The following is an 18,133-nucleotide window of genomic DNA, read 5'->3' as shown; positions in this document are numbered from 1 at the left end:
GAGAGGTTTATGGCTCACGCTGATACACACGCACACGACCATGATCACGTTCCCGGTTTCTTTACCCGCTGGTTCCTTTCGACGAACCATAAAGACATCGGTACGCTGTATCTGATTTTTTCGGTTATCGCCGGTTTGATCGGGGGTGCCTTTTCGGTCTGGTTCCGTATGGAACTGGCCCATCCCGGCACCCAGATCATTGAAGACCACCATTTCTTCAACGTGCTGGTCACCGCACATGGCATGATCATGGTGTTCTTTGTGGTCATGCCCGCCCTGATCGGCGGTTTTGGCAACTGGTTTGTGCCGATCATGATCGGCGCACCGGATATGGCCTTCCCGCGCCTGAACAATATTTCGTTCTGGCTGCTGGTTCCGGCATTCGCCCTGTTGCTTCTGTCGGCGGTTGTCGGCAGCGGGGCGGGAACCGGCTGGACGGTTTATCCGCCGCTTTCGGCGTCGCTTGGCCATCCGGATGCGTCTGTCGATCTTGCGATCTTTGCCTTGCACCTTGCTGGTGCCAGCTCGATCCTGGGTGCGGTGAACTTCATCACCACCATTTTCAACATGCGTGCGCCGGGCATGACCCTGCACAAAATGCCGTTGTTTGCGTGGTCGATGCTGGTGACGGCGTTCCTGCTGCTGTTGGCGGTTCCGGTTCTGGGTGGTGCCATCACCATGCTGCTGACCGACCGTAACTTTGGCACGGCGTTTTTTGATCCGGCCGGTGGGGGTGATCCGATCCTGTACCAGCACCTGTTCTGGTTCTTTGGCCATCCCGAAGTCTATATCATGATCCTGCCGGGCTTTGGCATCATCAGCCACATCATCGCCACCTTCTCGCGCAAGCCGGTTTTCGGCTATCTCGGGATGGCTTATGCGATGGTTGCGATTGGTGTTGTCGGCTTTGTCGTGTGGGCGCACCACATGTACACCGTTGGCATGGACGTCAATACCCGCGCCTATTTCACGGCGGCCACGATGGTCATTGCGGTTCCGACCGGGGTGAAAATCTTCTCGTGGATTGCCACAATGTGGGGCGGTTCGATTGATCTGCGCGCTCCGATGTTGTGGGCGATTGGCTTTATCTTCCTGTTCACCGTTGGCGGTGTGACCGGTGTGATGCTGGCCAATTCGGGTCTGGATTTGCCGATGCACGATACCTATTTCGTGGTGGCGCATTTCCATTATGTGTTGTCGCTGGGGGCCTTGTTCTCGATCTTTGCCGGTTTCTATTACTGGTTCGGCAAAATGTCGGGTTACGAGATTTCCGATCTTGGTGGGAAAATCCATTTCTGGCTTTTCTTCATCGGCGTCAATCTGACCTTCTTCCCGCAGCACTTCCTGGGTCTTGCCGGCATGCCGCGTCGTTATGCTGATTATCCCGACGCATTTGCCGGCTGGAATCTGGTGTCGTCTTACGGTGCCTATCTGTCCTTCGCCGCGACGATCTTCTTCCTCGGTGTTGTTGCCCATGCCTTTATCCGGGGCAAAAAAGCGGCTGCAAACCCGTATGGCGAAGGTGCCGATACGCTGGAATGGACCGTCAGTTCGCCGCCGCCGTTCCATACCTTTGATGAACTGCCGCGTATCAAGTAACTGACCGATCTTTGTTCCCCGCCGGATGTCCGGCGGGGAACATCCCGAATACCGACCCAGAGAGAAAAGACAGTACCCGTCATGACCAGGCCCGCACTTGATCAGACCCTGACGATGGAAAATATCGCCGCTCTTCCGGTGTCGGATGTGCGCGATTATATTGCCTTGCTCAAACCGGGGGTGATGACGCTGGTGGTGTTTACCGGTGCTGTCGGCCTTTTGATTGCGCCGGGTTATATCCATCCGTTTCTGGCACTGGTGGCGATTGGCTGTATTGCCGTTGCCAGCGGGGCGGCGGCCTCGATCAATATGTGGTATGATCGCGATATCGATCTGCATATGAAACGCACGCAAAACCGCCCGATTCCGGCGGGGCGCGTTCCGGCCGACGAGGCATTGACGCTGGGCATTGCCCTGTCGATTCTATCGGTGACTGTGATGGCGACCGCCATCAATTTTGCGGCGGCGGCGTTGCTGGCCCTGTCGATTGCCTTTTATGTTTTTGTTTATACGATGTGGCTGAAACGCCGCACGCCCCAGAATATTGTGATTGGTGGCGCGGCGGGTGCCTTTCCGCCGATGATTGGCTGGGCGGCGGTAACCGGCGGTGTCGATCTTAATTCCATTGCCCTGTTTTTGATTATTTTCATGTGGACCCCGCCGCATTTCTGGGCGCTCGCCCTGTTCCGGTGCGGGGATTATGCCAAGGTCGGGGTGCCGATGATGCCGGTGGTCGCGGGCGAGGCGGCAACGAAAAAACAGATGATGATCTATACCATCCTGTTATTGCCCGTTACCCTGATCCCCTATGCCACCGGGCTTTTGGGTGTTTTCTATGCGGTGACGGCGGCCTTGACCGGGGTGCTGTTCCTGCGTCACGCTTGGCGCGTCTTGCGCAATGCCGATGACAAGGCACCGCAAAAGATGTTCGGATTTTCAATACTGTATCTGTTTGTTCTGTTCGGGGCGATGGTCGCCGATGTCTGGCTGCAAGGATATCTGGCATGAGTGACGATCCCAAAATGACCAAAGAAGAACTGGACGTTTTCTATCGCAGGCGTCGCGCCAAGAACTGGGTGTTTCTGGTGATTCTTGGCGGGCTTGCCGCCCTGTTTTTTGCGATTACCATCCTGAAAATGAGTTGAGTTTGTCATGATTCAGCAGAACGATCCGGATAGGGTTAAAAAGCGCAACCGTCGCACCTTGTGGACCTGTGCCAGCGTTGTGGTCGGCATGGTCGGTCTGTCCTATGCGTCAGTGCCGCTCTATCAGTTGTTCTGTCAGGTGACCGGTTTTGGCGGCACCACCCAGGTTGCGGAATCCGCGCCGGTGGAAATTTCGGACAAAACCATTCGCATCCGCTTTAATGCCGATATCAACGGGCAATTGCCGTGGAAATTCGCCCCGGAACAGCGCGAAATGACCGTGCGGCTGGGCGAGGATAATCTGGCATTTTATATGGCGGAAAACCTGACAAATGCGGCGATTACCGGACATGCGATTTACAATGTCACGCCGTTAAAGGCCGGGCAGTATTTCAACAAGATTGCCTGTTTCTGTTTCGATGAACAAACGCTCGAAGCAGGCCAGACGGTGGATATGCCGGTCAGTTTCTTTGTCGATCCGGCGATTGCAGAAGACCCGAATACGCAGGATGTGAAAACAATTACCCTGTCTTACACCTTTTACCGTTCCGACAATGCGGTTGAGGCAAAGACCGGGGATGACGAACAAGGGGGCTGATCCCGTACGGGATGGCTGACCATGATGAGTATTTTTGGCATTTACTTTTACAGAACTGAGGGGGGCGAGGAATGAGTGATCACGCTCAGAAACATCCGTTCCATCTGGTAGACCCAAGCATTTGGCCGCTGGTTGCGGCAACTTCTGCGGGTCTGTTCACCGGTGGTATGGTGATGTTTATGCATTCGGACCGGGCACCGGCCGATTTTTGGCTGGCGGCAGTGGGGCTGGCGGGTATCCTTTTTGTGATGTTCCGCTGGTGGGCGTCCGTGGTCCGTGAATCAAAAATCTATCACAACAAGGTGGTGCAGATCGGCCTGCGTTATGGCATGTCGCTGTTCATTGCCTCCGAGGTGATGTTCTTTGTCGCGTTCTTCTGGGCGTTTTTCCACAATGCCTTTGTGATCTTCAGCCCCGGCGTGACCGAATGGCCGCCCGCAGGCATCGAAGTCCTCGATCCGTGGGATTTGCCGTTTCTCAATACCCTGATCCTGCTTCTGTCGGGCTGCACCCTCACATGGGCGCATCATGGCTGCCTTGAAGGCAAGAAAAAGGACATGGTTCAGGGGCTTGCCCTGACGGTTGGCCTTGGCGTCATCTTCCTTGTCTTGCAGGCCTATGAATACAGCCATGCGGCCTTTGGCTTTACCGATGGTATCTATTCCTCGACCTTCTACATGGCGACCGGTTTCCACGGTTTCCACGTTTTTGTCGGGACGGTCTTCCTTGCGGTGTGCCTCTATCGTGCCACCCGCGACGAATTCCAGCCGGATCACCATTTCGGTCTCGAAGCTGCCGCCTGGTACTGGCACTTTGTGGACGTGGTCTGGTTGTTCCTGTTCTTCGCCGTTTATATCTGGGGCGGTCAGTAACATGGCGCTTCTGTCTGAATGACCGAAGATTATTACCCTGCACTTTCCCCCGTCCGTACCGGCCTTGCCTGCAAGTGTCCGCGGTGCGGCGGGGGAAAGTTGTTTGAGGGCTATCTGACGGTCCGTGCGTCCTGCGATCATTGTGGCCTTGACCTGCGCGGTCATGATGCCGGTGATGGCCCGGCGGTTTTCATCATTTTCATTCTGGGTTTTCTGGTGGTGCCGGTTGCCCTGATGGTGGAACTGCATTATCAGCCTCCCTTGTGGCTGCATGCCCTGTTGTGGTTCCCGACCGTTCTGGGGGTAACCGCAATCTTGCTGCGCCCGCTCAAAGGGATCATGATCGCCCTGCAATACCGCCACCGATCGACTTCCGAACAGGACTGACCCCATATGCCGCTTTTGTTGCAACGCCCCACATTGCCGATGAAAATTTGCGCCGGTCTGGCGCTGCTGATCCTGCTTGGGCTTGGCACATGGCAGGTGGATCGCCTGTTCTGGAAAGAAGCCATCATTGCCGAACGTCAGGCGCAATCCGGTTTGCCGCCAATCCCGGTGCCGGTTGATGGCAATCCCGACCCCGCACTGGCCTTTCATGCGGCAACGGCAACGGGGCATTTCCTGCATGATCAGGAAATGTATCTGATGGCGCGGACCCAACGCGGCAATGTCGGTTTTCATCTGATCACACCGCTGGAACAGGCGGACGGCCGCATTATTCTGATCAATCGCGGCTGGGTGCCGCAAGAAAACCGCGACCCGGCCACCCGCCCCGAAAGCCTGGTCGAAGGCGAGGTCACGGTTTCCGGCCTCCTGCGTCTCAGTCAGGAAAAACACTGGGCGCAGCCGGAAAACGATCCGTTGCGCAATCAATGGTTTTTCATTGATGTGGTGGCAATGGGCGAAGATACCGGTGCCGACCTTGCCAGCCTTTATTATCTGGAAGCCGATGCGACGGAAAACCCCGGCGGTTTGCCGATTGGCGGACAGGCCAAGGTGGATTTGCCCAACAGCCATCTTGAATATGCCATCACCTGGTACAGCCTTGCACTGGCGCTGATTGTGGTGTTTGTTTTCTTTCATCGCCGCCCGGCCAAAGACGGCGACCGTTAAAACCCGCCCTCCTGATCGGAACCCCGATGACCAAAGCCTATCACGCCCTTGAAGCCCGTTTTCGCCGGATCAATGTCCTGTCGGATATTGGGGGTATGTTGCATTGGGACATGGCGGCGATGATGCCCGACGGGGCGACGGCATCGCGGTCCGAACAATTGGCGACCCTTGAGGTCATGGGCAACGAGCTGATCAATGATCCGGCCCTGCCTGATCTGCTGGCCGCCGCCGCCGATGAAAACCTCAATGACTGGCAACGCGCCAATCTGTTTGAAATGCGCCGCGAATGGGTGCATGGCACTGCCGTTCCCGTCGATCTGGTGGAAAAACAGTCGCGTGCCGGAACCGCCTGCGAAGTGGCATGGCGGACGGCGCGGGTCGACAATGATTTCGCGGGCCTGTTGCCGAAATTGCAAACCGTGCTGGATCTGTCGATCGAGGCCGGGCAGGCCAAGGCGGCGGCACTGAATTGTTCGGTTTATGATGCCTTGCTCGATCAATATGATCCGATGATGTCCTGCGCACGGATTGATACGCTGTTTGCCGAACTTGAAACTTTCCTGCCCGGTTTTACCGCCGGTGTGATCGACCATCAAAAATCCGAACCCGCCCCGGTGCGGCCACAGGGGCCGTTCCCGGTTGAGGTGCAAAAACAGGTCGGGCTGTATTTGATGGCTGCGGTCGGGTTTGATTTTGACAATGGGCGTCTGGATGTCTCGCACCACCCGTTTTGCGGCGGCACGCCCGATGATGTGCGCATCACCACCCGCTATGACGAGGATGATTTTACCTCGGCGATCATGGGGGTTTTGCATGAAACCGGCCATGCCATGTATGAGCGCGGTCTGCCGCTTGACTGGCGTTTGCAGCCGGTCGGCAAGGCACGCGGCATGACCCTGCATGAAAGCCAGTCCTTGCTGGTGGAAATGCAGGCTTGCCGGTCGCAGGATTTCCTGACATGGGCCGGGCCGGTCTTCAAGAATGCCTTTGGCGGTGCGGATGGCGCATGGTCGGGGGACAATCTGCACCGGCTTTATACCCGTGTCGAACCGGGTTTTATCCGCGTTGATGCGGACGAAGTCACCTATCCGGCCCATGTCATGATGCGTTACCGTCTGGAACGCGCCCTGATCGAGGGCGACATGAAACTGGCGGATTTGCCCGGCGCATGGCGCGAGATGATGCAAAAGTTTCTGGGCATCACCCCGCCCGATGACCGCACGGGCTGTTTGCAGGATATTCACTGGCCGTCGGGGGCGTGGGGATATTTCCCGACCTATACATTGGGGGCGATGTCGGCCGCACAATTATTTGCTGCCGCACGCGATGCACTGCCGGATCTGGGGGCCAATCTGGCGTCGGGGGATTTTGGTCCGTTGATGGCATGGTTGCTGCGCCATGTGCATGGTCTGGGGTCCAGCCTTTCAACCGATGAAATCCTGATGCAGGCAACGGGCAAACCTTTGGGCACGGATGCCTTTATCGCGCATCTTGAAACGCGCTATGGCGCGAAATCAGGTTGAAAACATCCGGCCTTCTGTTAGCCTTTTCAGGATGATTCCATAATCAGGCCGAAGTCACCGGGGCCGATAGCAGCAAAAGAAATTCAAAATGTCGGCAATCGGAAAAAATACAAAGGTTTTGGACCGGCAGGTATTTGCCGCCGATCAGATCATCTTTCGCGAAGGCAAGCCGGGCAGTGCCGCCTATGTGGTGCAGGAAGGCCGGGTCGAAATCTATAAAACCCTGAAAGATAATGCCGAAGTCGTTCTGGGCGAGATTGAGGCCGGTGGCCTGTTTGGCGAACTGGCCCTGATTGATGACGAACCCCGCATGGCATCGGCCCGGGCCAAGGACCGTACCGTGGTGATTGCAATTTCCCGGCGGCAGTTTGAACATAAAATGCAAAGTTCCGACCGCTTCATTCAGGCGATCTTGCGGATTTTGTTATCAAATTACCGCTCTGTCGTGCGCCGCGCGGCCAAGGTCGAAGACAAACTGCAAAAAAGCGGTATGCGGCTGGACGATTGATTGCGGCCCATGTGGCCAAAATCGCCTCTGTTTTGCAGATGTTTTGCAGGATTGACCCTTGACTAAGCAGGCGGAACGCCCCACTAACGCAGGTTTGGGGTGTGTCCGGGTGCACGGGTATCTGGCATGTTCCCCAAATGATGTGATGGTAATTCAGGAGCAGGGTCGTGCGGTATATCAGCACGCGGGGAAGCGCCCCCGTTTTGCAGTTTGACGATGTCCTTTTGGCCGGGCTGGCCCGTGATGGCGGCCTTTATGTTCCCGAAACCTGGCCGGCCTTTTCCGCCGATGACATCCGGGCGATGCGCGGCCTGTCCTATGCCGATGTCGCCTTTCGGGTGATCCAGCCTTTTGTGGCCGGAACCATTGATGACGCCGCGCTGAAAACCATTCTGGACGATACCTATCACGGGTTTGGTCATGCCGCCGTTGCGCCGCTCAAACAACTGGGTGCCAATGACTGGGTGATGGAACTGTTTCACGGCCCGACACTGGCATTCAAGGATTATGCGCTTCAGGTGGTCGGGCGGCTGTTTGACCATGTGCTGACCAAACGCGGCCAGAAAATCACCATCGTCGGGGCGACATCGGGCGATACCGGATCGGCGGCGATCGAGGCCTGCCGGGATCGCGCCAATATCGATATTTTCATCCTCCATCCGCAAGGCCGGGTGTCCGAGGTGCAGCGCCGTCAGATGACGACCATTCTGTCCGATAACGTCCATAACCTTGCGGTTGATGGCTCGTTCGATGATTGTCAGGATCTGGTCAAGGCGCTGTTTAACGACCATGATTTCCGCGATGAAGTCGGGTTGTCGGCGGTCAATTCGATCAACTGGGCGCGGATCATGTGCCAGATCGCCTATTATTTCTGGGGCGCGGTTCAGTTGGGCGCGCCCGAACGTCCGGTATCGTTTTCTGTGCCGTCGGGCAATTTCGGCAATGTCTATGCCGGTTATGCCGCCCTGCAAATGGGATTGCCGATTGCGCAATTTGTCGTCGGGTCCAACAAAAACGATATCCTGACCCGGTTCTTTGACACCGGCATCATGAAAATGGACGGGGTTTCCCCCTCGATCAGCCCCTCGATGGATATTCAGGTCAGCAGCAATTTTGAACGCCTGTTGTTTGATCTTTATGATCGCGATGGCGCGGCGATTGCCGATCTGATGACGACCTTCCGCCAGACCGGGGTGATGGAAATGTCGCAGGGCTGTTTTGACCGGGCCCGTCAGAATTTTGACGGCTATCGTCTTGATGATGACGAAACCCGTGCCGCCATTCGCGCGGTATATGACACCACCGGCGAACTGGTGGACCCGCATTCGGTGATCGGCATTGTGGCCGGGCGCAAATGCAACCGCGATGTCACCATCCCGATGGTCGCCCTTGCCACCGCGCATCCGGCAAAATTCCCCGATGCCGTCAAACAGGCCAGCGGCATTTACCCGGACTTGCCACCGCGCCTCTCTGACCTATATGACCGGACAGAAAAAGTCGAAACCATGCCCAATGATATCGCCAGCCTGATGGCGCATGTCCGTGCAAAACGGCATGCGGCCTGATGTCTGGCGATGATTTTTCGGGCCAAAAGATGTTATGAAAACAGGAGCATATCCATATGACAGTCGAGCTAACCCGGCTTGACAACGGGATGATCGTTGCCACCGACCGCCTTGAACATGTTCAATCGGTCGCGCTGGGGGCGTGGGTTGATGTCGGGGCGCGTCACGAAACGCCCGACATCAATGGCATTTCCCATATGTTGGAACACATGGCGTTCAAGGGCACGCGCAAACGCACCGCCCTGCAAATTTCCGAAGAAATCGAGGCGGTCGGCGGGCAGATGAATGCCTATACCTCGCGCGAAAACACCGCCTATTATTGCAAGGTGCTGCACGAAGACCGGGCGCTGGCGATTGATGTGATTGCCGATATTCTGCAAAATTCAACCCTTGATGCCAAGGAACTGGAACGCGAACGCCAGGTGATCTTGCAGGAAATCGGTCAGGCGATTGATACGCCCGACGACATCATTTTCGATTATTTTCAGGAAGCCGCCCTGCCGGATCAGGCATTGGGCCGGTCGATTCTGGGCACGCCGGAAAATGTATCGGGGATGACGCGCGATCATTTGTTTGATTTCATGTCGCGGCGTTACAGCCCGCACCGCATGGTGTTTTCGGCATCGGGCAATGTCGAACATGCCGAAATCGTCGATCTGGTGGCGGCCCAGTTTGACAATCTGCCCGCCCACGAAGACCACGATATGGAAGCCCTGAAATATGGGGGCGGGCAACGCATCGAACATCGCGATCTGGAACAGGTGCATGTGATTTTCGGCCTGCCCACCGTGTCCTACACCGATGACAGTTTTTATGACCTTCAGGTGTTCAACACCCTGTTGGGGGGCGGCATGTCATCGCGGCTGTTTCAGGAAATCCGCGAAAAACGCGGGCTGGTCTATTCGGTGTACAGTTTTTCATCGCATTATGTCGATGGCGGCCTGTTTTCGATTTATGCCGGCACCGGGCCGGATGATGTCGCCGAATTGATGCCGGTGATGTGCGATGAACTGGTCCGCGCCACCGTCGATCTGACCGAGGACGAGGTCAAACGCGCCCGGGCACAGCTCAAGGCCTCGGTTTTGATGAGCATGGAAAGCAATTCCGGCCGCTGCGAAACACTGGCCCGGCAAATCCAGATTTTCGGTCGGCCGCAAACCACGGACGAAATCATCGCCCGGATCGAGGCCGTCGATCTGGAACGGGTCCGCGCCTCGGGCCAAAGCCTCCTGACCGGCGCACCGACCCTGACCGCCCTGGGCCCGGTCGGCAAAATGCCCGATCTGACCAGCCTGTCGGGCCGCCTTCGGGCCTGACATGTGATGATGAAATGACCGAAATGGCGATTATTCCAAGCCCCGGAATGATCGCCATTTTTGTATAGAGCGCATAACATCGGTGCGAATCATTCAGGATTCATTGCGCAGTATGGCATCGGCATAAGCAACAGCATGATCCAGTGTGAAGGATTGCCTGTTCATCTCAACGAGGATCATGTCACCTCCAAATTTTTCAGCCAGAATCTCCAGTCGTTGATGCATCGCCTCTACACGGTCCAATTCACCGTCTTTCCCGGCATTAATGGTGATATTGACAGCGGCATTTGCCTGCATCAGTGCGATTTCGGCGTGATCGGGGAATCTGGTGCCAAGGGCATCCAGACGTGCAAGCATGTCGTCAACACGGCCCCAGTCTCCAATTCCTCCTGCATGATTGGTGATATTGACAGCGGCCTTTGCCTGCATCAGTGCGATTTCGGCGTGGTCGGGGAAACGGGTGCCAAGGGCATCCAGACGTGCAAGCATGTCGTCAACACGGTCCCAGTCTCCAATTTCTCCGGCATCACTAGTGATATTGACAGCGGCCTTTGCCTGCTCCAGTGCGATTTCGCGGTTGTTGGGGAATCTGGTGCCAAGGGCATCCAGACGGGCAAGCATGTCGTCAACACGGTCCCAGTCTCCGTTTTCTCCGGCATGATTGGTGATATTGACAGCGGCCTCTGCCTGCGCCAATGCGATTTCGGCGTTTTTGGGGAACCGGGTGCCCAATCCTGAGAGGGCATCAATGAAATCGGTGGCGGCGTCGGGAGTATTTACCCGATAGCACATGAAAATCCAATCCGGTGCCATTCGTGCGTAGGAAAGGGCGGCTGTTTCGTTGGTGCAGGCCGTCATTGCCGCCGGAATATCAATTTCGGCGGTTTTTTGCGGGAAATCCTGCAAGAGACGTAAAAGAGTGATCAACGGTGCGATGTTATCGTTGGCTCGTTTGGCCAGCGCACCGTTCAGAAAGGCATGGCGATCCTTTGGCTTTGGGAAGTCTTTCAGCAGGCATTGAGCCAGAAAAAATTCCCCCATGATATCGGGTTCCAGCGGCGGCAGGAATGTGCCGGTGCCGCCAAGGGCATTGATCAGGCCTGAATGATGATCCGGTGGTGGATCGGGCAGATATCGGGCAAGGGGGCCGTAATCATCGTCTTTGGTTTCAAGATCGAAAAGGTCAAGCCCTTGGCTGAGTGTCGCCAGCGCCAGCGCAACTTTATAGCGCCGCAGGGTGCGGTCATCATCATTCGGGGCCGTGATGCACCAGCGCTTCTTTTCTTCGCGCTGTAACATGCCTTGCAGGACGTCTTCCTGATTTAGATCTGCGGCGATTTGGCTGAAATCCGCCGGGGCCGGTCTGGGGGCTGTGGCGATCATGGATTCTGCGGTGGCAAGGGCAAAAAGCGGGCGGGGCGGGGCTGCGCCATTTTGCCGGGGATCAACCCTTTTCGCCGCGCCCAGAAGGATTTTGTCATGCGGCGGCGGATGCTCGACATTGGTAAAACGGGCGCGCATCAGGTCAATAATCGCATTTTCGGTCACAGGCGGGATTATGCGCCCTTTTTCATCCTTGTGTCCGAAAATGTGATCCATCACCATCGGCTTGTCGCCATCTTCCGGAAGCATTTTCGCAAGCCAGTTTTCACCGGCATTGCGTTCCAGCAGCAAGAGCCGCACCGGAAAATCATATTGTGCCGCCTGACGGGCAAAAATACGCATAAGGTCGCCGGTTTTTTCCGGTTGCCCGCTGACATAATCAATGACGATAAAGGTCGGCTGACGCGGACGCCATTTTTCAAGATTGTTGAAATCTTGCAAATCCTTGACCAAAAGGCGACCGGCATCCCAGACATTCGGGTGCAAATGTTTGCGCGTAAAATCATAGGCAAGTCGCGTTTTGCCCGTGCCGCCATCCCCGGTCAGCAACATCCAGCGAAAATTGAATATCCGCCCGCACAGCGACAAATCGCCTGCAAATTGATGCAAAAGGCTGATTTCGGCTTTGCGCCCATACAGTTCATCAAGGCCGGATGTATATTTGACGCGATCAAACGCGCCAAGCGTGTCGGGGGAATGTTCTTCTGTGGGCCAGGAAAGGGACGGGGCGACGATATCCTGAAAAAGATTCCGGATATCTGCGCGCAATGTGTTGATCAGTGTGGTGGTGTGCTGGTCAAGCCCGGTCAGGACCTGATCAAAACCCCGGATATTATGCAGCGCCAGCAACACCTCAAGCGATGTGGTTTCATCGGTCTTGATTTCGTCGATCTTGATGGGGTTTCCATTACGGATGGCCTCAAGGGCCTTGTGTTTAAGGGTGTCTTTGGTCTGTTCGCCATGCCGGATATTGATCAGCCGTTGCAACAGCCCGGCCAATGCCGGGGTGCGGTCAATAAAGGCCTTAAGGCGTGAAGCGATTGCTTCACCAAGGAATTTTTCGGATTTGCCTGCTGCGGCAATGATCAGGCGCAAAACGACATGATGCAAAGGGGCGGGGACGCCAAGCTCCCGAATTTCGACAAGCAATGATGCCTTTACTTCCGGATCGGCCAGTAAATCGGACAGAAGGCCGAACTGTGCCAGTGCATCTTTAATGCCTTCGGCGTGTTGCCCGCCGTTGGGAACGTCATCCGTATCCGGCATCTGTGTTTCCCTGTTTCACGCCCTGCCGGAAATATACAAGGCAAGGTTGTCGATGGTATATCAAAATGCGCAAAAAGAACCGAAACATGGATATTTAAGGCGGCGCACCGGATTCTTTTTGCGGGCTGTGGCGTGTTGGTGTATCGCCTGCGATCAGAAAGACTTGTCCAAAACACCCCAACGCAACGGGACCGGCTTGCATGAAATATGCCTTTGATATCGGCGGATCAAAGATTGAATTTGGCGTTTTCGCCGGGGATCACAGTCTGATCGCACAACACAAAATCGCCACCCCGGCGACGGACCTTGATGCCTTTATTGCCGCCCTGTCCGGTTTGGTCGGGGCGGCGGACCGCGAAAGCGGATTGCGCCCCGATATCGGCATCAGTTTTGCCGGGGGGATTGATCCGATGGATGGGGCGGTGATTACCGCCAATGTCCCGGCGCTCAAGGGCTGGCCGATTGCAGCGGAATTATCCCGGCTGTTTGACCGCAAGGTTGCCATCGCCAATGATGCCGATTGTTTTGCCCTGGCCGAGGCGCATCTGGGTGCCGGGCAGGGATGCCGCACCGTGTTTGGCATCATTCTGGGCACCGGCGTTGGCGGCGGCATTGTGGTCGATGGGCGTTTGCTGGGCGGGCGCAGCGGCATTTGCGGCGAATGGGGGCATGGCAACGACATGTCCGGGGCCTTGGCCCGCCACGGGCTTGCTGCGCATCCCTGTGGCTGTGGCGGCGCGTCCTGCCTTGATCCGTGGGGGGCGGCGCGGGGCCTTGAACGCATTCATGCGCAATGTCACGGCGTCCCCCTGCCCAGTCATGACATCACCGCCAACTGGCGGGCGGGCGACCCTGCCGCAACCCGCAGCATGGATATTTTCATCGATCTGCTGGCGGGGCCGCTGGCCGGGATGGTCAATGTGCTGGACCCTGATTGCGTGCCGGTTGGCGGCGGGCTGGCCAGTGAAACCGCCCTGATCGACCGGATTGATCAGGAGGTCCGCCGCCGTGTTCTGGGCCGCTATGACGTGCCGCTGGTGGTGCCCGGTGTTTTCTACCGCGATGGCGGCTTGCGCGGGGCGGGGCTTTTGGGGGACCGGGCATGACGGCGATTACCCTTGAAATCTGCGTTGAAAGTTTTGACGATGCCTTGATGGCCGTGGCACACGGGGCGGACCGGATCGAATATTGTTCGGCCCTTGCCGTGGGCGGCCTGACGCCGACACCCGGTGCCATGATGCGCCTGCGCGATATTGCGGCACCCTGCATGGTGATGATCCGGCCCCGTCCGGGGGATTTTGTTTATGGTGCGCGCGATATCGCGATGATGCGCGATGAAATTGCGCTGGCACGCGATGCCGGGGCCGCCGGGGTGGTGTTTGGGGTCACGGATGCCAACGGCGCACTCGATGCCGATCATCTTGATCTGCTGTGTCAATCCGCAACCGGGCTTGAAAAAATCCTGCATCGCGCCTTTGATGGCACGCCCGATCCCTATGCCGCACTGGAAACGGCAATCGATCTTGGCTTTGACCGTATCCTGACATCCGGGCAACAGGCGGATGCCTTGCAGGGGGCAGACCTGATTGCCGGTCTGATCACCCGTGCCGCCGGGCGGATCGGGATTTTGCCGGGATGCGGGGTGGGGCCGGAAAATGCGGCACGGATCCTGCACCGCACCGGGGCAACGCAAATCCATGCGTCCTGCAAACGCCCCGTTGACGATGCGGGCTACGCCGCAGGCCGGACGGCGGTGGATGGAGGGCTGGTGCGGGCATTGAAAGATGCCATCCGCGTTTGAAAGAAAAACCCCCTGAAGTAAACTTCAAGGGGTTTTGTCTTGGCTGGGGCGGTAGGATTCGAACCTACGGTACACGATACCAAAAACCGATGCCTTACCACTTGGCCACGCCCCATCAGCGTGATGTGGCGCGGAAAATAGCGTCGTCCGGGCCGGAGTGCAACCCCCTATTTCAGGCATTTTTGTCTGGCAGGTCCGGCATTTGCTTTTTAAACGTTTCCCCGGCCAGTCGCCCGGCGACAACCCACCAGTCCGGGTGGGCCTCGTTAAGGGTTTTTGCCGCTTTTTGCGCCGCATCATGGGTCCCGTAAAGCCCAAAACAGGTGGCCCCGCTGCCCGACATCCGGGCCAGCAAACAGCCTTCCTCGGCCCCCAAAGCGGCAATCACATCGCAAATTTCGGGGGATAATCCGATTGCCGCATAGGTCAGGTCATTGCGGCAATCCTGCAAGGCGGTTACCAGATCCCCGATTGTGTCAAAACGGGCATCGCGGTCCCAAAGGTCATTATCGGTAAATTCCCCGGCGCGGGCGGCGAAAATCTTGGGGGTCGATACCGCCGTTCCGGGATTGACCAGCACAATCGGGAAATCGGGCAGGGGGGGCACGGGATGCAATATTTCGCCAATGCCCTGCATCAAAACCGTGCCGCCGACCAGACAGACCGGCACATCCGCCCCCAATGTCAAAGCCATGCGGCCAAGGTCAAGCGGATCGGGTGTAATTTCCCACAACCGGCACAAAAGCCGCAAGGCCGCCGCTGCATCGGCAGAACCGCCGCCAATGCCCGATGCGACTGGCAAATTTTTGTGCAGGCGCAAATCCGCCCCGGCACTCACCCCATAATGATCCTGCAACAGGCGGGCGGCACGCATGACCAGATTGTCCTCGGGGGCGAGATCGTCCAGCCCGTCTGCCCCCAACGCGCCTGCCCCCAATGCACTTGCCATCGGGCCGGTCAGGCGACAGGTGATGTCGCCATCCTCGCGCAGGCGGCCCTCCAGACGGTCACCGACCGAGGCAAAACAGACCAGACTGTCGAGAAGATGATACCCGTCGTCGCGCTGACCGGTGACATGCAGAAACAAATTCAGCTTGGCCGGGGCGTTTTCAACAGAATCAAATACCGTCGTCATCACATGCTCAGTTGTTGGCGGCAACAGATGCCGGTTCGGGCGTCGCCCCTTCCAGTTTGGCAAGGACCGTCGCCCGCAATTCATCATCCGGGCTGAAAGACAGGGCCCGATGCCACTGGAACCGGGCTTCGTGGAACCGCCCGGTCTGCCAGAACGCATCGCCAAGATGATCATTGATCGTCGGGTCGTCGGGTTTCAGTTCAACGGCACGTTCAAGTTCGCGCACCGCATCGTCAAACCGGCCCAGTTTGTAATAAACCCAACCCAGACTATCAACGATGTATCCGTCTTCGGGTTGCAGGGCGACGGCGCGTTTGAGCATGTCTTCGGCCTGATCGAAATTCTTGCCCTGCTCGACCCAGCTATAACCCAGATAATTCATGACATAGGGTTGTTCGGGTTCCATTTCCAGCGCCTTGAGGAAATCGGCCTCGGCCTTGTCCCATTGTCCGGACCGCTCATGGGCAATGCCCCGACGATACAGCAACATCCAGCTGACCTGATCCGGGCCACCCAGACGTTCAATCGCCTGATCATAGGCGGTTGCGGACGCGCCGAAATCTTGGGTGAGGCGCAGGGTATCGCCCAGCTGGATCAGGGCATCGGACCGGTCGCGGCGTTCATTGACCATCGGTTGCAACAGGGCAATGGCCGCCTCACTTTGCCCGGTTGCCTCAAGGCTGGCCGCCGCCCGCAGCCGGGCGTTCCAGCTATGCGGCGAGGTCACCGGAATGGTGTCATAAATGGCAATCGCGGCAGGATAACGTTTCTGGATTTCCATCACTTCACCGACCAGAAGACGGGTAATGTCATCATCCGGGCGCAGCGACAGCGAATACCGCGCCATCAGCAAGGCCGGGTCCACCGCATTTTCCTGACTGAGCAGGGTGGCAATATCCAGATAGGCCTCGGCCAGGCCAGAGGCAGGCGTAACCGCTGCGCGCACCGGTGCCCCCCCTTCTTCCAGCCGTTTCAGGTGAAACGGCATGGCCAGCGATTGCGGATGGCGGTCCATATAGGATTGATACAGCAGGGCGGCCTTTTGCGGCTGTCCCCGGCGTTCATAAACGGCACCAAGGGCCTCGGCGGCACGCAAGGGGGCATCGGCCGGGTCGCCATAGGCACGCGAAAACGCCATTTCTGCCGCCGCCAGATCGCCGAAATAATCCAGAACCAGCCCGCGATGATATTCCGAAAGCGGGCTGAGCGACGCATTGCGTTGCAATCCGTCAAGGGCGTCAAGGGCGTCTTGCTTGCGGTCCATCGCGGTATAAAGCCATGCGGCGGCAAGCGGGCGGATCAGGGTGTTGATGCCCCGGTCCGGCAAGGCCATGACGATGGACAGGGCCTGTTCATAATCCCCGCCCCGGATATCGGCATCCACCACCGCCAGGGCGGCAAAAAGATCGGCAGGTTGTTCCGCCACCAGTTGCCGGGCAATGGTTTCGGTGTCGCTGACGCGGCCATCGGCAATCAGGGCCAGAAAGGTCCGCTGGCGCAAATCGGGGTTGTCAGGGTCCAGTTCCTGCGCACGTATCAGATATCTGGCCGCTTCCGACATGCTGTAATCGCTTTGCGCCACTTTGCCCGCCAGAAAATTGCCGGCAAAACTTTCGCTTTGCGGATACTCAAAGCTGTGCCGGGCAACAGGCGACGTTGCCGTCGTGCCACACGCAGACAGGGCAAGGACGGAAACCGGCAGAAGGATATGCAACAGATTGCGCTTCAAGGACTTTTCCTGTGTTTTCGGTTCGCAGGATGCATCAGGACACATGATGCCGCCCGCAAGGACAAACTGACCTAACCCTAACTACTCGGCAATTATAAGGCAAAGCATTTGCCGGGGGCATCTGAATTGCGGCATCTGAATTGCGTCGGGCCATAAAGGGCACCCCCGCCAAAGCCCGCCTTCCCGGTCATGACCACAGGACACCGGACAGCCGCCGGGCTTCCACCGCCGGGCCTTCGCCCCGATCACACCGGCCCCGCCGCACCATGTCCCCGTTTTCGGGGTTGTGTGCCTTGTCATTTCAATAATCATACCCGATCAATGAAATCAAACAACCTGGCGTCGCCGACTCGCTTTCAGTAATCAATCCTGATCCCTGAAAACAACCGCTAAAGTTGCTGCACCACACCCCTCCGCCCCGGAAAACCGCCAGATAACGGCTGTGACGGCCCCCGAATCGCCAACCCGGCAGGACCGATGCACACAAGACGGACTACCCCCGTGGGACTTTGGCGAGGCTCCATCAGGGGTACTTGATATGGCGCCCATACCCCCGTCTGCCTCACAAGCCGCATCCGAA

At 57.4% G+C, this 18,133-nt stretch carries 16 protein-coding genes and 1 tRNA gene; 13 read left to right on the top strand and 4 right to left on the bottom strand.

The features are described from left to right. Positions 1-9: 9 nt before the first annotated feature. From ctaD to Q8O73_RS11705, 11 genes are all read left to right on the top strand, one after another. Positions 10-1,599 (top strand): cytochrome c oxidase subunit I, encoded by a 1,590-nt coding sequence (gene ctaD, locus Q8O73_RS11755; protein ID WP_305558355.1) that lies wholly within the window; start codon positions 10-12, stop codon positions 1,597-1,599. 81 nt (positions 1,600-1,680) lie between these two features. After that, a complete protein-coding gene (cyoE, locus tag Q8O73_RS11750; RefSeq protein ID WP_305558354.1) occupies positions 1,681-2,607 on the top strand; it encodes a heme o synthase in 927 nt (308 codons plus the stop codon). Then, positions 2,604-2,744 carry a hypothetical protein gene (locus Q8O73_RS11745; protein WP_305558353.1) on the top strand — a complete coding sequence of 47 codons (141 nt, stop codon included), beginning with the start codon at positions 2,604-2,606 and terminating at the stop codon, positions 2,742-2,744. Before cyoE ends, Q8O73_RS11745 begins: the two co-directional genes overlap by 4 nt. 7 nt (positions 2,745-2,751) lie before the next feature. Further along, a complete protein-coding gene (locus Q8O73_RS11740; RefSeq protein WP_305558352.1) occupies positions 2,752-3,342 on the top strand; it encodes a cytochrome c oxidase assembly protein in 591 nt (196 codons plus the stop codon). A 71-nt stretch (positions 3,343-3,413) separates the two neighbouring features. Continuing rightward, positions 3,414-4,214 (top strand): cytochrome c oxidase subunit 3, encoded by an 801-nt coding sequence (locus Q8O73_RS11735; RefSeq protein WP_305558351.1) that lies wholly within the window; start codon positions 3,414-3,416, stop codon positions 4,212-4,214. 99 nt (positions 4,215-4,313) lie between these two features. After that, a complete protein-coding gene (locus tag Q8O73_RS11730; RefSeq protein WP_371135082.1) occupies positions 4,314-4,601 on the top strand; it encodes a DUF983 domain-containing protein in 288 nt (95 codons plus the stop codon). Positions 4,602-4,607: 6 nt separating this feature from the next. After that, positions 4,608-5,327 carry an SURF1 family protein gene (locus tag Q8O73_RS11725; protein WP_305558349.1) on the top strand — a complete coding sequence of 240 codons (720 nt, stop codon included), beginning with the start codon at positions 4,608-4,610 and terminating at the stop codon, positions 5,325-5,327. A 26-nt stretch (positions 5,328-5,353) separates the two neighbouring features. Then, positions 5,354-6,850 carry a carboxypeptidase M32 gene (locus Q8O73_RS11720; RefSeq protein WP_305558348.1) on the top strand — a complete coding sequence of 499 codons (1,497 nt, stop codon included), beginning with the start codon at positions 5,354-5,356 and terminating at the stop codon, positions 6,848-6,850. Positions 6,851-6,938: 88 nt separating this feature from the next. After that, on the top strand, positions 6,939-7,358 hold the full coding sequence (locus Q8O73_RS11715) for a cyclic nucleotide-binding domain-containing protein (RefSeq protein WP_305558347.1): 420 nt from the start codon (positions 6,939-6,941) through the stop codon (positions 7,356-7,358). Between the two features lie 167 nt (positions 7,359-7,525). Then, entirely contained in the window at positions 7,526-8,923 is a 1,398-nt protein-coding gene (gene thrC / locus Q8O73_RS11710) for a threonine synthase (protein ID WP_305558346.1), read from the top strand. A 56-nt stretch (positions 8,924-8,979) separates the two neighbouring features. Continuing rightward, positions 8,980-10,239, top strand: coding sequence for a pitrilysin family protein (locus Q8O73_RS11705; RefSeq protein WP_305558345.1), 1,260 nt, complete (start codon positions 8,980-8,982; stop codon positions 10,237-10,239). A gap of 93 nt (positions 10,240-10,332) precedes the next feature. Here the strand turns inward: Q8O73_RS11705 and Q8O73_RS11700 are convergent, their stop codons facing one another. Further along, positions 10,333-12,888, bottom strand: coding sequence for a hypothetical protein (locus tag Q8O73_RS11700; protein ID WP_305558344.1), 2,556 nt, complete (start codon positions 12,886-12,888; stop codon positions 10,333-10,335). Between the two features lie 200 nt (positions 12,889-13,088). Between Q8O73_RS11700 and Q8O73_RS11695 the strand changes: the two genes are divergently transcribed. Beyond that, positions 13,089-13,994: an ROK family protein gene (locus Q8O73_RS11695; protein WP_305558343.1), complete on the top strand. Its 906-nt coding sequence runs from the start codon at positions 13,089-13,091 to the stop codon at positions 13,992-13,994. After that, positions 13,991-14,689 (top strand): copper homeostasis protein CutC, encoded by a 699-nt coding sequence (locus tag Q8O73_RS11690; protein ID WP_305558342.1) that lies wholly within the window; start codon positions 13,991-13,993, stop codon positions 14,687-14,689. Before Q8O73_RS11695 ends, Q8O73_RS11690 begins: the two co-directional genes overlap by 4 nt. A 40-nt stretch (positions 14,690-14,729) precedes the next feature. On the opposite strand, the gene Q8O73_RS11685 is transcribed toward Q8O73_RS11690, so the two are convergent. From Q8O73_RS11685 to Q8O73_RS11675, 3 genes are all read right to left on the bottom strand, one after another. Then, positions 14,730-14,804 (bottom strand) — tRNA-Gln (locus tag Q8O73_RS11685). Between the two features lie 57 nt (positions 14,805-14,861). Further along, positions 14,862-15,824, bottom strand: coding sequence for a 4-(cytidine 5'-diphospho)-2-C-methyl-D-erythritol kinase (locus Q8O73_RS11680; protein WP_305558341.1), 963 nt, complete (start codon positions 15,822-15,824; stop codon positions 14,862-14,864). A 7-nt stretch (positions 15,825-15,831) separates the two neighbouring features. Continuing rightward, positions 15,832-17,553, bottom strand: coding sequence for a tetratricopeptide repeat protein (locus Q8O73_RS11675; protein ID WP_305558340.1), 1,722 nt, complete (start codon positions 17,551-17,553; stop codon positions 15,832-15,834). Positions 17,554-18,133 lie beyond the last annotated feature (580 nt).

The sequence above is a fragment of the Thalassospira sp. genome, assembly GCF_030690045.1.
Taxonomy (GTDB): Bacteria; Pseudomonadota; Alphaproteobacteria; order Rhodospirillales; family Thalassospiraceae; genus Thalassospira.
The sequence above is the reverse complement of the archived record's forward strand: the minus strand, read 5'-3'. Positions and strand labels throughout refer to the sequence as shown.